This window comes from Streptomyces sp. MGP-P1, assembly GCF_057766565.1.
The window spans coordinates 1,296,985-1,310,611 of the sequence record NZ_JBYMEM010000007.1 but is presented as its reverse complement, the minus strand read 5'-3'; the positions used below and the strand labels follow the sequence as shown (position 1 = coordinate 1,310,611).

Here is a 13,627-nt window from a genome sequence, read left to right as displayed (position 1 = left end):
GCCCGGGGCCGGAGCCCCGAATCCAGCCCGTCCGGCGCTTAAGGACGTCTTCTCCAGCCCCTCCGGCGCTTGAGGAGCGGGGCCCGGGGCGGAGCCCCGAGGGGCCCCCGGGGCCGCGCCCCGGGAGCACACCCTCAGGACGCCGCCCCGTAGAACCGCTCCTCCACCACCGCCCGAGCCCGCCGCGTAATCCGCCGGTAGTCGTCCAACATGTCCCCGACATGCCCCGGCTCGTACCCCAGATACCGCCCGACCGCCGCCACCTCGCGCGGATCGGACGGAAACGTGTCGCCCGGCCGCCCCCGCACCAGCATCACCGCGTTGCGGACCCGCGTCGCCAGGACCCACGCCTCGTCCAGCGTCTGCGCGTCCTCCACCGGAATCAGCTCCGCCGCGCACGCGGCGGCCAGCGCCTCGCGCGTGCGCGTCGTGCGCAGCCCCGGCTCCGCCCACCCGTGCTGCATCTGCATCAGCTGCACCGTCCACTCGACGTCGCTCAGCCCGCCCCGCCCCAGCTTCGTGTGGAGCGTGGGGTCCGCGCCGCGCGGCATCCGCTCGGACTCCATCCGCGCCTTGAGCCTGCGGATCTCCCGTACGGCGTCCTCGCCGAGCCCTTCCATCGGATATCGCAGCGGATCGACCAGCTCGATGAAGTCGCGCCCCAGCTCCTCGTCGCCCGCCACCGGTTCGGCCCGCAGCAGCGCCTGGCTCTCCCAGACCAGCGACCAGCGCCGGTAGTAGGCCTCGTACGACTTCAGCGTGCGGACCAGCGGCCCGCTCTTGCCCTCCGGGCGCAGGTCGGCGTCGATCAGCAGCGGCGGATCGGCGGTCGGCAGCTGAAGCAGCCGCCGCATCTCCGAGATGACCGTGTTGGCGGCCCGGGCCGCCTCCTCGTCGCTCACGCCCTCGCGCGGCCGGTGGACGAAGAGGACGTCGGCGTCGGAGCCGTAACTCAGCTCGTGCCCGCCGAAGCGGCCCATGCCGATGACGGCGAACCGGGTCGGCAGGGTGTCGCCCCACTCCGCGCGGACGGCGGCCCGCAGCGCGCCCGCGACGGTGGCGGCGTTGAGGTCGCTGACGGCCGAGCCGACGCGGTCGACGAGGGCCCCGTGATCCTGCTCGGCGGGGTTGTCCTCGGTGCCGTAGGAACCGATGAGGTCGGCGGCCGTCGTGCGGAACAGCTCGCGGCGACGCACCCCGCGCACCACCGCGACGGCGGACTCCGCGTCCCCGGCACGCCCCACCGCGGCCAGTATCTCCTGCTCCAGGTGGGCCCGGGTGCGGGGCGTGAGCCCCTCCGGGTCGCCGAGGATCGCCACCGCCTCCGGGGCCCGCATCAGCAGGTCCGGGGCGAGGCGGCCGGCGGAGAGGACCCGGGCGAGGTTCTCCGCGGCGGCGCCCTCGTCGCGCAGGAGCCGCAGGTACCACGGGGTCTTGCCCAGCGCGTCGGATACCTTGCGGAAGCCGAGGAGCCCGGCGTCCGGGTCGGCGGAGTCCGCGAACCAGCCGAGCAGCACCGGCAGCAGGGTGCGCTGGATGGCGGCCTTGCGGGTGACCCCGGAGGAGAGGGCCTCCAGGTGCCGCAGGGCGGCGGCCGGGTCGGCGTACCCGAGGGCCACCAGGCGGATCGCGGCGGCCTTCGCGCTGAGCCGGGACTCGGCGGGGGCCAGCTGGGCGACGGCGTCCAGCAGCGGCCGGTAGAAGATCTTCTCGTGCAGCCGCCGTACGACGGAGGCGTGCCGCTTCCAGGCCTTGTTCAGCTCGTTCACCGGATCGGTGCGCATCCCGAGCGACCGGCCGAGCCGCCGCAGATCCGCCTCGTCGTCGGGGACGAGGTGGGTGCGGCGCAGCCGGTGGAGCTGGATGCGGTGTTCCATGGAGCGCAGGAAGCGGTACGCCTCGTCGAGCTGGGCGGCGTCCGCGCGCCCCACGTACCCGCCCTCGGCGAGCGCCCGCAGAGCCTTGAGGGTGGAGCCGCTGTGCAGGGAGGCGTCGCTGCGCCCGTGCACCAGCTGGAGGAGCTGCACCGCGAACTCGACGTCGCGCAGTCCGCCGGGGCCGAGCTTCAGCTCCCGCTCGATCCGGTCGGCGGGGATGTTGTCGACGACCCGACGGCGCATCTTCTGCACGTCGGGGACGAAGTTCTCCCGGTCGGCGGCCCCCCAGACGAGCGGCGACACCGCCTCGACGTACTCCGCGCCCAGCCCGGGGTCGCCGGCCACCGCGCGGGCCTTCAGCAGGGCCTGGAACTCCCAGGTCTTGGCCCAGCGCTGGTAGTAGGCGAGGTGGGAGCTGAGGGTGCGCACGAGCGGCCCGTTGCGGCCCTCGGGGCGGAGGTTGGCGTCGACCTCCCAGATGGTGCCCTCTGCGGTGGTCTCGGAGCAGATCCTCATCATGTGGGCGGCCAGCCGGGTGGCGGCCTGCATGGCTTCGGTCTCGTCGACCCCGTCGCGCGCCTCCCCGACGAAGATCACGTCGACGTCGGAGACGTAGTTCAGCTCGCGCCCGCCGCACTTGCCCATGGCGACGACGGCGAGCCGGCACCGGGCCGCGTCCTCGGGCGCGGCCGTACGGGCGATGGCGAGAGCGGCGCGCAGGGTGGCGGTGGCGAGGTCGGCCAGTTCGGCTGCGGTCCGCGCGAGGTCGGTCGTCCCGCACACGTCCCGGGCGGCGAGGGTGAGCAGACACCGGCGGTAGGCGACCCGCAGCGAGTCCGGGTCGACAGCGGCGGCGAGCCCACGCTCGAAGTCGGCGACCCCGGGGTTCAGGTCGACCGCCTCGTAGGTGACGAGAGCCTGCCAGTCGCGCGGGTGCCGGGCCAGATGGTCGCCCAGCGCCTCCGAGGCGCCGAGGACGCCGAGGAGCCGGTCGCGCAGGGGTTTGGCGGTGACGAGGGTGTCGAGCAGCACCTGCCGCTCGTTCTCCGCCTCGGCCTCGGCGATCCGGACCAGGCCGCGCAGGGCCAGGTCCGGGTCGGCGGTGGCCCCGAGCGCCTCCAGGAGGACCGGGTCCGACCGTACGGAGGCCAGCGCGTCCAGGCCGAGGAGCTGGTCCGCGGCGGACGGGTCGGTGAATCCGTGCCGCAGCAGCCTGGTGAACGTACTGCTTCTGCGCCCCGGCACCGTCGTCATTCCGTGCTCTCCCGCCAGCTGAACCGAACCGTGTCCCCGTGTGTCGCCCCGGCGCGGCTCCGTCGCCGCCCCCGGGGCCCTTCGAGCCTAGTCCTGTGCCGGCGGATCCGGGACGGTGACGGGGTCCCTCCACGGAGTAAACCCCTGGTGTTCCGCTGCTCCGACGGGGGCCGTCCCGACGAGGACGGTGGCGTACAACTCCTCGGAGACCAGGACCCGGGGGCCCAGCCCGGCGGCGCGCAGGATGTCGACCGCCGTGTCCCGTTGCCGTTCGCTCGCCTCCACGAGCAGGCTGCCGCCGGGCGCGAGCCACCGGGGCGCTTCGGCGGCGACGCGACGCATGACGTCGAGCCCGTCGCCGCCCCCGTCGAGGGCGACGCGGGGTTCATGGATGCGGGCCTCGGCGGGCAGCAGCTCGACGTCGTCGGTGGGGACGTAGGGGACGTTGGCGAGCAGCACGTTGACACGGCCGCGCAGGGTGGCGGGAAGTGGGGCGAACAGGTCGCCCTCGTAGACGTGCCCCAGGTCGCCGATGTTGCGCCGGGCGCAGCGCACGGCGGCGGGTTCGACGTCGCAGGCGTGCAGTTCGGCCGCGTCCGCAGTGGAGGCGAGGGCGACGCCGAGCGCGCCGGAGCCGCAGCAGAGGTCGACGACGACGGCGCGGCGGGGTGCGAGGGCCGCGGCCTGCGCGACGAGGAACTCCGTACGGCGGCGGGGCACGAAGACGCCCGTGTCCACGGCGAAGCGGCGGCCGTGGAAGTCCGCCCAGCCCAGGACGTGTTCGAGCGGCAGTCCGGCGGCGCGGCGCTCGACGAGGGAGGACAGTTCGTCGGCGGACGCGGCGGCCTCGTGGAGGAGACGGGCCTCGTCCTCGGCGAAGACGCAGCCGGCGCGGCGGAGGGCGAGGACGGTGGAGAAGAGGGAACTCAACGGGTGAACCGGCATACGAGCGAAGCCTTTCGGGAAAACCGATGGGCGCTCCGCGATCGACTTATGCCGTCCGGTCGGCTGCTGCCGGTCGTACGACGCGATCGCGCGGGGTGAGCACCCAGCCTGATCCAGCGGTAATGGGTCTCACCTCCTCGGTCGATCTCGTCGATCCCCGTGGCGTACGGGGGTGGTAACAGTACAACAGCCCGCTCCCGCACCCGTACGGGCGTGAGAACGGGCTGTCGGCCCGAATCCCCGGATTCGCTCTCCTACAGATCGACGCTGTCCCGCAGCTTGGTGGGCGTCAGGAACAGGGAGGCGATCACACCGATCACGGCGATGCCGGCCGAGATGAGGAAGATGTGGCCCGTCGCCTCTCCGTACGCGGCCCGGACGACGTCCTGGACCTGGGGCGGCATGGCGGCGACGTTGAGGGTGGAGCCGCTGGAGCCGGACGCGGCCGGGTCGACGCCGAGTTTCGTCAGCCCGTCGGTGATCCTGGTGGCGACCTGGTGGGCGAGGACCGCGCCGAGCACCGAGACGCCCATGGTGCCGCCGAGGGAGCGGAAGAAGGTGATCGCCCCGCTGGCCGCGCCGATCTCGCTGAGCGGGACGGTGTTCTGGAGGACGAGCACCAGGTTCTGCATCGACATGCCGACCCCGACGCCCACGCCCAGCATCCCCAGCGACACCAGGACGAGCGAGGTCCGGTGGTCGATGAAGGACAGCCCGAGGAAGCCGAGGGCGAGCACGATCACACCCGCGACGATGAACGGCTTGACCTTGCCGGTCTTCGACACGAGGCGTCCGGCGACGGTCGAGGAGACGAGTACGCCGGCCATCAGCGGGATGGTGAGCAGCCCGGCCTCGGTGGGTGAGGAGCCCCGGCCGATCTGGAAGTACTGGCCGAGGAAGACCGCGCCGCCGAACATGGCCATGCCGACGGCGAGGCTGGCGACGATGGCGAGGGCGGGGTCCCGGCGGCGGACGACGTGTATCGGGACGACGGGCTCCTTGACCCGGGTCTCGACGAGAACGGCCGCACCGAGGATGAGTACGCTCCCGCCGACCATGAGGCCGCTCTGCCAGGAGATCCAGTCGAAGTCGGTGCCGACGAAGGTGACCCAGAGGAGCAGGAGGCTGACCCCGGCGGCGATGAGCGACGCGCCGAGGTAGTCGACCTTGGTGTCGGGCCTGCGGACCTCGGCGAGGTGCAGGGTGCGGGCGAGGATCACGGAGGCGACCAGCGTGAAGGGCACGGCGATGAAGAAGCACCAGCGCCAGCCGAGCCAGGAGGCGTCGGTGATGAACCCGCCGAGCAGCGGTCCGCCGACGGTGGCGACGGCCATGACGCCGCCGAGGTAGCCGTTGTAGCGGCCGCGCTCCTTCGGGCTGATCATCGCGGCGATGATCACCTGGACGAGCACCTGGAGCGCGCCCATGCCGAGCCCCTGTACGGCGCGGAAGGCGATCAACTGCTCGGTGGACTGGGCGAATCCGCAGGCGACGGAGGAGACGACGAAGAGCCCGATGGCTATCTGGAGCAGCAGCTTCTTGCTGAACAGGTCGGCGAGCTTGCCCCAGATCGGGGTGGAGGCCGTGGAGGCGAGCAGGGTCGCGGTGACGACCCAGGTGTACTGCGACTGCGTGCCGTCGAGGGACCCGATGATCTGCGGGAGCGCGACCGAGACCACGGTGCTGCTGATCATCGCCACGAACAGCACGATGAGCAGTCCGCTCAGGGCCCGCAGGACGTGCCGGTGGTCCATGGGTGCGGCGGCGGGGGCCCCGGCCGGGGCGGTGGCGGTGTCTGCTGCGCTCACGCGCAACCTCCGGAAAGTTCGTACGAGAGGTCCGTACGGGGCGGTGAGGGGCGTCCGCGCGCGCCGCCGGTACGGGAGGAAGAAGACTTCACCATACATGCACACTGGGCAATTTTGCTCACTGCGCAACAATCTCGCGCTCGGGGATAATGCCCCCATGAACAGCAGCACTGCGGGACCGGGACCGGGGCTCCGGGAACGCAAGAAGGAAGCCACCCGACAGGCCGTGCACGAGGCGACCCTGCGCCTGACGGTGGAGCACGGCTTCGACCAGGTGACGGTCGAGGCGGTGGCGGACGCGGCCGGGATCTCCCGCAGGACGTTCTCCAACTACTTCACCAACAAGGAGGACGCCCTCCTCTACGGCGAGGAGCAGCAGATCAGGGCCCTGGTCCGTACGGTGCGGGACCGCCCCGCCGACGAACCCGCCTGGCCTGCCCTACGCGCGGCGGTGGCCCAGTTCGCGGAACGCGTGGCACCCCCGGAGCGCGAGTGGGCGGTGCGCACCCGCCTGGCGATGCGTCACCCCTCGCTGCTGGCCCGCCAGTTGGCCAACCACGCCACCCTGGAACGCGACTTGGCCGACGCGGTCGCCGCCCGCCCCGGCCCGGCCTCGGCCCCGGTCCGCCCGATCGTCCTGGCGGCGGGCTTCCTCTCCTCACTGCGGATCGCGATGCGCATGTGGATCGAGGAGGACCTGACGCGCGAGCCGGCGGCGGTGATCGACGAGATCCTGGACGAGATGGGGCGGGGGTTCGCGTGAGGGCGGGGCTGGGGCAGCCCTCCTCATGACTCACGCCTCATGACTCAGCGACCTGTCGGCGCGGCGCACGGCGCGCGGACTCCCCCCGGGAGCCCGACGGTCAGCACCCGACTCAGGAGTCCGGCTGGTCGGAGTCCGGCTGGTCGACGCGGATCTCGTAGGCGATCTCCCAGCGGATGTCCGGCACGATGATGTCGGCCGTCTCCACGGGGCGCCCCTCGCGGTCGAAGTACGTGCGCTCCACCTCGATGACCAGGTCACCGAGGGAGATCCCGAGCAGATTCGCCTGTTCCCGCGTCGCGCGGGCCGGGCGGGGAAGCTCGATGCCGGTGGCGATGTTCACGCCGATCGACCGCATCCGCTCCACGACACCGATCTTGCCGTGCGGGCCCATCTCGGGGAGCAGGATCGGGGTGCCGTCGGTGATGGCCATCGGCTCCCAGCTCTTGGCGAGTTGTACGGGCAGGCCGTCGGCGAGGAACTCGTAGTCGGTCACGACGCAGAGGTCGCCGGGCTCGATCGCCAGCCGTTCGGCGATGTCCTCCGGCGCGGGGACGCGGGCCGTGCTGGTGCACTCCCAGTCGGCCTCGTGGTCGAGCTCGCTCATGTTCGAGGCGAAGGGGCTGTTGCCGCGCTGCTCGCGGTGGCGTGAGCGGACCATGCGCCGGCGCTCGCGGGCCCGGCGGACGTAGGTGCCGGAGCCGGCGCGGCCTTCGAGGATGCCCTCGATGATCAGGCGCTCCATGGCCCGCTGCGCCACGGACTGACCGACGCCGTACTCCTCGGCGAACCGGGCCCGGGACGGCAGCTTGTCGCCCACCGCCCATTCACCGGCCCGGACACGAGCCCGCAGAGCATCCGCCACCTGCAAGTACGGCGTATCACGTGGCATTTGAGCAGCTCCGTGTGTTCGGCGTCGATATGGGCGTCGCTGTTGACAAAGCTAACCCATCAGGTTGAAGCTGAACATTCAGCATTACTTGGAGTGACATTCGGTCATCAGGGGAGAAGTGTGCGCTCTGCACAAGCGCGGGTCGCGGCGCTGACCGGCATGCTCGCCGCCGCCACGGGCACCGAACCGCGCCTCACCACCGGCCTGGACACCTTCCGCGTCGAGGCCGATCTCCCCTCCGGGTTGAGCGCGACCGCGCACTCCGCCGTCCTGGCCGCCCTGGCCACGGCGGACCGCTACGGCCACACGCTCAACCGCACCGCCGAATACGTGTGGGCCGAGATCAGCAGAGAGGCGAACGTGACCACGACCGAATCCCCGGACACGGCGTACCGCGCCCTGCTCGGCCACACCATGACCTGCACCGCGTGCCGGACCGGCACGATCTGCCCCGACGCGACGAAGCTCGTCCGCGTCTGGCGGGAGACCCGCCGATGAGACGCGGCGCGGAGCGCCGGCGCGAACGGGTCACGGCCGCGGCTACGGCGACGGCCACGGCCACGGCCACGGCCACGACGAACGGACGGCGCGCGGCCGGGCGAACCCCCTGATCCGACCCGGCCCCGGCCGTCCGCTCCTCGGCAGAACAACGGCCGGGCCGGGTTGGTTGCCAGCACCCCTTCACCAGAGACGGAGGCACCTGATGTGCAGGACCCACCAGGCGTTACCGGCAGCACCATCCGGGAGGTCCGGATGATCGCCCTCTCCACGACGGACGTCCTCGACTGCGAGGCTTGCTGGAACGCCCCGGTCACCGCCGCCCGCCATACCCCCACCGGCCGCGACCTGCTCTGCGAGGAGTGCGCGGAGGGCGACTACCCGCGCCGCGTCGACCTCTTCCCGCCGTTCGGCATCTACGGCCTGACGCCCCGAAAGGTCCTGAACGACGGCAAACACGGGAGCAGCCCTCCGAAGACCCCGCCCGACCAGGGTCCTCCGCTGCCCAACCCGCCACCGGCGCCATCACCGCCGGGTACGCCGCCGGTGTAGCCCTTCCGGCCACGCCTGGCCCGCGCCCGCCCCGGATGGCGAAGATCCGGCCCCGCTACCGCCCACCACAGGCTCGACCGCGCCCCGGACCGGCCGATCCTGTGGTGGGTCGCCAAAGGGTTCGGACGCGAAATGCCATCCCCTTGAGCATTACCAAGGGTCAGGCCACAGTGCGGCGGCGGGCGCGGAGGAGTTCGAGGCCTTTCACGGCGTAGACGACGATCATGAGGGCAAACCCGGCGAGGAGGAGCCAGAACCAGGACGCCGCCACTGCGAGACTCAGCACCAGACCGGTCATGAACATCAAGGTGCTGACGGCGTCCAGCAGTTCGAGACGCGCCAGGGAGCGCACGGCGCGGTCGGATTCGCGCAACCGGCGAGCAATCCGGACAAGAGCGGCCGCCTGCAAGACGGCAAAGCCGAGAACGGCCCAGAGGAACCAGTCGGGTATGTCCACGACACGGACTGTATCGCCCGCTCGCGACCTCGGGACCAGGATCCTGGCAGATGGACAGGCAGAGCGCGGACCGCCCGGCATCGGGAGAACGCGTCGAGGCCGTCGGTTCGCGTCCGTCGGCTCCTTCCCGCATCCATCGGCACCGCTACTGCAGCACCGGCAGCAAGTTCTTCAGCTCGAAGGCCGTGACCTCACTGCGGTACTCCTCTCACTCCTGCTTCTTGTTGCGCAGGAAGTGATTCGCGGGTTCACGGACCTGCTAGTACATACGCGATTAAGCCTGGGACCTGCTGTTGAGCTGTCAGTGGTTGTCAGCGTTGGTCATTGCCGAACGCCCTTCCACGGCCCCGAGACGGCCCCGGGAGGGCGCTTCTGCTGAACCCCCGTCGTATGCAACCACGCCTTCTCGGTAGCCTCTCCTGGGGTCTGAGTGTGATCCAGAGACGGAGTCGAGATGCCGAGTTGGATAGTGCCGATGGGGGCTGCACTCGTTGGCGGGCTAAGCGGCGGTCTTTTGGCACCGTGGGCCAAGGCGAGGTTCGACCGGCATCACGACCGGCACCAGGCGTTCGATCGAACGATTGCCGCAGTCAATGCGGTGCTGTACGCGTACGCAGCCCCCACTGAGGTATCCCGTGCTGAGCTTGGCAACAGCAGCTACGCGCAGGACTTTCTAGACCAGCTACGCCCTCGGCGGATGGAGCGATTCATCGACGCCACCCTCGCCATGAGGCAGGCGATAGCTGAGCTGGAAGCCCACCACAAAGTGGTCTGGGATCCAGACCGGTTTCAATTGGACCCAGAGGAACTGGCCCGGCTGGTTGAGCAGCTGAAACGCGCCCGGTAGCCCATCAACCCACCACGCGCCCCGGCTCACATCCCGTCCGCCTTCGACCCACACGTCGTGGGGCGGTCGTGGTTCAGGGCGTCACGATGGAGCGCGCCACTGTACGAACGACCTTGACGCCCTGGGCCGCGACTGCTCGGCTCTGCCTGGGGCGAAGGTGCTCGGAGTGGGAGCCCCACGACGCTCGCCCCGCTTTGGTCGGCACTCGCGAACGGCACCCCTCCTATTGCGGAGTCTGAGCGCCCCCGCCGGAGGCATCCTCTTGAAGCCGCGGGCTTGGTTCTCGTCTCATGCCCCGGGCCTATCCAGTTGTGGGCGCGCGTCGGCGGCGGCAGCGCCGAGCGGGCCGAAGGCAGGAGCGCGGGCGCAGCCAGAGCCGGGAAGCGCGCCCGGCGGAGCGGAGCGCAGCCGGGTGCCTTGATGAAGTAGAGAAACCTGTAACAACTGGCTCGATGCTCACACCCTGAGAGGGAGCCTCGGCCTTGGCTGGGCATAGCGGTTCGTGCGCGCCCGAGCACCGTAGTTCAGCCAGGAGCACTGCGCTCCTCAGGACGCCAGACCTCAGAGGCGAGCTTCTGGCCGTCATGCGCGCGCACCCGGGGCGCGCCGTCCAGCAGGGCGTCGGTGACCCGGACCGCATAGACCTCGGCCATGCGACTGGTCACCTCGTCGGCGGTGAGCCACTCGACTGCCGCGGATTCGTCGGACAGTTGCTCGTGACCGCCTTCGACACGGCAGCGGAAGACCAGAGCGACGATGCCGCGGGAGGTGTTCTTGTAGATCCCGGTAAGCCGGTCCACCTGGACCTTGATGCCGGTCTCCTCGTAGACCTCGCGTCGGACGCCGTCCTCGGGAGCCTCGGCCAGTTCGAGCACGCCTCCAGGCGGCTCCCAGGTTCCGTTGTCGGCCCGCTTGATCGTAAGCACGCGGCCGTCCTCCCGGACGACGATTCCGGCTACGGACACGGAGTGGAGCGGCGTTGACGGGGTCTCGGGGCGGATGTTACTCATGTACATGAGAATAGGAGACTCAGAAGGACTATGGCGAGTAGCGATGTGACCTCTTCGGCCAAGGCGAAGTATCTCCAGATTGCCGACGATCTCGCCGCACAGATCCGGTCCGGCGTCCTGGGAGCCGGTGACTCCGTGCCGAGCGAGACGACGCTCATGGAACGCTACGGCGTCGCCTCGGGAACCGTGCGCAAGGCAGTCGCCGAACTGCGGGCGACCCAGCTGATCGAGACTCACCACGGGCGGGGCTCGTTCGTCCGGTCCCGGCCACCCGTGCAACGGAAGTCGTCCGACCGGTTCCGCCGTACGCACCGGAAGGCGGGCAAGGCGGCCTACCTCGCGGAAGCGGAGCAGTCCGGCGGCAAGCCGTCCGTGACCGTCCTCTTCATCGGCCCCACCGAGGCACCTGGGGAGATCGCTGAGCGGTTGGGCGTCGCCGCCGGCTCTCAGGTACTCGCCCGCAAGCGCCGCTACTTCCGGGAAGGCGTACCCACGGAAGAGGCCACCTCGTACCTCCCGTGGGACATCGCGAAGGACATCCCGGAGTTGTTCGCCGAGAACCCGGGCGGCGGCGGGATCTACGCCCGCCTCGAAGAGCACGGCCAGACCCTCGCGGAGTTCAGCGAAACCGTCCAGGCGCGCCTCGCGACCAAGGCCGAGGCCACCGCACTCGCACTGAGTCCGGGCTCCCCCGTGATCCACCTCGTACGGAACGCGAAAACGGAGTCCGGACGGGTCGTGGAGGTGTGCGACACCATCATGGCTGCCGACCAGTTCGTCCTGGACTACCGCTTCGCAGCCGAAGACTGAGGCGACATCAGAGGCCGACAACCCGACAGCACCGCCGTTGACTGCCGCTTGACTCATATACAGGAGTGCGGCACTCTTTCTACTATCACTCATGTACATGAGTGAAGGAGATTGTCTCTTGTATATGAGGTGCTCATGCCTTCGATCAAGGTTGCTGAGGTACGGATGACGCTGCGGGTCTCGCGCGACTCGGGCCGGACATGGGGATCTCTCACGGAGGTACGCGTGGGCGACGACCCCGTGCCCCAAGACCCTGGCGGCTTCCCGCCCCGCGCATGCACTCGGTGCACGGAGCGGAACTTCGCCGACTGCCTGCGGATGGTGTCGTGATGCGGTGCAAGCACTGGTGCCGGGTGTCGCTGGACCTGGCGCAGGAGGCTCGGCAGAAGGCCCCGACCGGATGCGTCGACAGGGCCGCCCAGTGCCAACTGTCCGCGCATGAGGGCGACGAGCATTACGGCCTCCTGGCCGAACTCGGCACGTACGCCACCGCCCTCTGGCTCCGCTGGCGCGGGGCCTCCGTGGACCTGGTCGTGCTGCGGGACTGCCCGGTGGGCGGGCCACGCCCCGACAGTGACGGCTGCTGTCTGTTCGCCGGCCACATCGAACAGCACACCTGGGAAGACACCTCGGAGGGGGTCCTGTGCACCAGCTGATCGCGAGCCCGTACAACGGAACGTTTCTGGTCGCCCGCCCCGGCTCCAGAGGCGGCATGCGTACCCCCCGGGCGCTGTACGAAGAACTGGCATCCATCGCCGAGAGCACCAGCCCTCTGCCCATCTGGCTGCTCACCCACGCCCGTACGGCCTGGGGCCTGGACTTGGCTGACGCGGCGATGCGCGACGCCATCCTCGTACGCCCTGAGACCCGTTTCGGTTACGGCCGCGCCACCTACGAGATCAACAAGGGCTGCAACTTCAACTGCGAGCACTGCTACCTCGCGGAGCGGAAGTTCGAGGGGCTGCCCTGGCCGGAGAAGGTTCGGCTCCTGCGCCTGCTGCGGGACGCCGGGGTGCTGTGGCTCCAGTTCACCGGCGGCGAGCCGCTGATCGACCGGGACTTCGTGGACGCGTACACCCTCGCTCACCGATCCGGGATGCTGATCGAGATCCTGACCAACGGCTCCCGGCTCCACCGACCCGAGATCATCGACCTGCTGCTCGACCTGCCGCCGCACAAGGTGACGGTCTCCCTCTACGGAGCGACCCCGGACAGCTTCGATTCGCTCACCCGCAAGCCGGGAGCGTTCAAGCTGGTCGAGAAGGGGCTCGTCGCGGCTCGCGAGGCCGGCATCGCGCTGGAACTGGCGTTGATCATCACCCGGCACAACGCTCACGAGCTGGACGCCATGCGCGCCCTCGCCGACCAGTACGGGGCGGACCGCCAGGAGTACGGCACGATCTCCCCCACGTACACCGGCACGCCTGAACCGCTGGCCGCGCAGGCGCCCGGCTTCCTGGACAAGACCAGCGTCTTCAAGGGCTGCCCGGCCGGCCATACCTTCTTCCACGTCGACCCACACGGCCTGGCGACCATGTGCAAGGTCGGCCGCGAGAACCCCGTCGACCTCATGACCGAGGGCCTGGACGGACTCCTCCGTCTGCCCGGCATCGCCGATGCCCAAATGCTTCGCACCGGTGGCTGCGACGGCTGTCAGCTCTCCGGCACCTGCCGCATCTGCCGACCGCTCGCCAAGGCGTACCAGGAGGCGAAGGCACCACTGAACACCTACTGCCAACACGGAAGCGAGGAAGCGTCATGACCGCTGTCATGGTGAAGATCAGCCCCCGACAGCCGGCACCGGAAGAGCCCGAGGGAGTGATCCTCCTGGACGACCTGGAGGTGCTGACCGAAGGCGCCATCCCGGGCTGCAACGACGACAACCCGTACCGGTAGACACCCGGCCGGAAGAAC

The 13,627-nt window shown here is 70.3% G+C and carries 14 protein-coding genes; 8 read left to right on the top strand and 6 right to left on the bottom strand.

The window, feature by feature from the left end; genetic code table 11:
- Window positions 1-134 precede the first annotated feature (134 nt).
- The 3 genes from AC3CH1_RS27380 to AC3CH1_RS27370 all read right to left on the bottom strand — a co-directional run bounded on the left by AC3CH1_RS27380 (window position 135) and on the right by AC3CH1_RS27370 (window position 5,830).
- On the bottom strand, window positions 135-3,131 hold the full coding sequence (locus tag AC3CH1_RS27380) for a bifunctional [glutamine synthetase] adenylyltransferase/[glutamine synthetase]-adenylyl-L-tyrosine phosphorylase (protein WP_488465348.1): 2,997 nt from the start codon (window positions 3,129-3,131) through the stop codon (window positions 135-137).
- 87 nt (window positions 3,132-3,218) lie between these two features.
- Window positions 3,219-4,076, bottom strand: coding sequence for a putative protein N(5)-glutamine methyltransferase (locus AC3CH1_RS27375; protein ID WP_488465347.1), 858 nt, complete (start codon window positions 4,074-4,076; stop codon window positions 3,219-3,221).
- A gap of 254 nt (window positions 4,077-4,330) precedes the next feature.
- On the bottom strand, window positions 4,331-5,830 hold the full coding sequence (locus AC3CH1_RS27370) for an MFS transporter (protein ID WP_488466753.1): 1,500 nt from the start codon (window positions 5,828-5,830) through the stop codon (window positions 4,331-4,333).
- A gap of 211 nt (window positions 5,831-6,041) precedes the next feature.
- Between AC3CH1_RS27370 and AC3CH1_RS27365 the strand changes: the two genes are divergently transcribed.
- A complete protein-coding gene (locus AC3CH1_RS27365; RefSeq protein WP_488465346.1) occupies window positions 6,042-6,647 on the top strand; it encodes an acyl-CoA-like ligand-binding transcription factor in 606 nt (201 codons plus the stop codon).
- A gap of 112 nt (window positions 6,648-6,759) precedes the next feature.
- Here the strand turns inward: AC3CH1_RS27365 and AC3CH1_RS27360 are convergent, their stop codons facing one another.
- Window positions 6,760-7,539, bottom strand: coding sequence for a GntR family transcriptional regulator (locus AC3CH1_RS27360; RefSeq protein ID WP_488465345.1), 780 nt, complete (start codon window positions 7,537-7,539; stop codon window positions 6,760-6,762).
- A 159-nt stretch (window positions 7,540-7,698) separates the two neighbouring features.
- Here AC3CH1_RS27360 and AC3CH1_RS27355 point away from each other — a divergent pair, with 159 nt between their 5' ends.
- Both AC3CH1_RS27355 and AC3CH1_RS27350 read left to right on the top strand, forming a co-directional pair.
- The gene (locus AC3CH1_RS27355; RefSeq protein ID WP_488466752.1) at window positions 7,699-8,037 is read left to right on the top strand and encodes a hypothetical protein; all 339 of its coding nucleotides are present in this window, start codon (window positions 7,699-7,701) and stop codon (window positions 8,035-8,037) included.
- 255 nt (window positions 8,038-8,292) lie between these two features.
- A complete protein-coding gene (locus AC3CH1_RS27350; RefSeq protein WP_488465344.1) occupies window positions 8,293-8,589 on the top strand; it encodes a hypothetical protein in 297 nt (98 codons plus the stop codon).
- Between the two features lie 160 nt (window positions 8,590-8,749).
- Here AC3CH1_RS27350 and AC3CH1_RS27345 read toward each other — a convergent pair whose 3' ends face one another.
- Entirely contained in the window at window positions 8,750-9,046 is a 297-nt protein-coding gene (locus tag AC3CH1_RS27345) for a hypothetical protein (RefSeq protein ID WP_488465343.1), read from the bottom strand.
- 475 nt (window positions 9,047-9,521) lie between these two features.
- On the opposite strand from AC3CH1_RS27345, the gene AC3CH1_RS27340 reads away from it, so the two are divergent.
- Complete coding sequence (locus AC3CH1_RS27340; RefSeq protein ID WP_488465342.1) at window positions 9,522-9,893, top strand: hypothetical protein; 372 nt, start codon at window positions 9,522-9,524, stop codon at window positions 9,891-9,893.
- A gap of 524 nt (window positions 9,894-10,417) precedes the next feature.
- Here the strand turns inward: AC3CH1_RS27340 and AC3CH1_RS27335 are convergent.
- The gene (locus AC3CH1_RS27335) at window positions 10,418-10,915 is read right to left on the bottom strand and encodes an NUDIX hydrolase (RefSeq protein ID WP_488466751.1); all 498 of its coding nucleotides are present in this window, start codon (window positions 10,913-10,915) and stop codon (window positions 10,418-10,420) included.
- A gap of 18 nt (window positions 10,916-10,933) precedes the next feature.
- On the opposite strand from AC3CH1_RS27335, the gene AC3CH1_RS27330 reads away from it, so the two are divergent.
- From AC3CH1_RS27330 to AC3CH1_RS27315, 4 genes are all read left to right on the top strand, one after another.
- The gene (locus AC3CH1_RS27330; protein WP_488465341.1) at window positions 10,934-11,713 is read left to right on the top strand and encodes a GntR family transcriptional regulator; all 780 of its coding nucleotides are present in this window, start codon (window positions 10,934-10,936) and stop codon (window positions 11,711-11,713) included.
- A 329-nt stretch (window positions 11,714-12,042) separates the two neighbouring features.
- Window positions 12,043-12,369 (top strand): hypothetical protein, encoded by a 327-nt coding sequence (locus tag AC3CH1_RS27325; protein WP_488465340.1) that lies wholly within the window; start codon window positions 12,043-12,045, stop codon window positions 12,367-12,369.
- Entirely contained in the window at window positions 12,357-13,475 is a 1,119-nt protein-coding gene (locus tag AC3CH1_RS27320; protein ID WP_488465339.1) for a radical SAM protein, read from the top strand. The genes AC3CH1_RS27325 and AC3CH1_RS27320 overlap by 13 nt, the downstream gene beginning before the upstream one ends.
- Window positions 13,472-13,609 (top strand): hypothetical protein, encoded by a 138-nt coding sequence (locus AC3CH1_RS27315; protein WP_488465338.1) that lies wholly within the window; start codon window positions 13,472-13,474, stop codon window positions 13,607-13,609. Before AC3CH1_RS27320 ends, AC3CH1_RS27315 begins: the two co-directional genes overlap by 4 nt.
- Window positions 13,610-13,627: the final 18 nt, after the last annotated feature.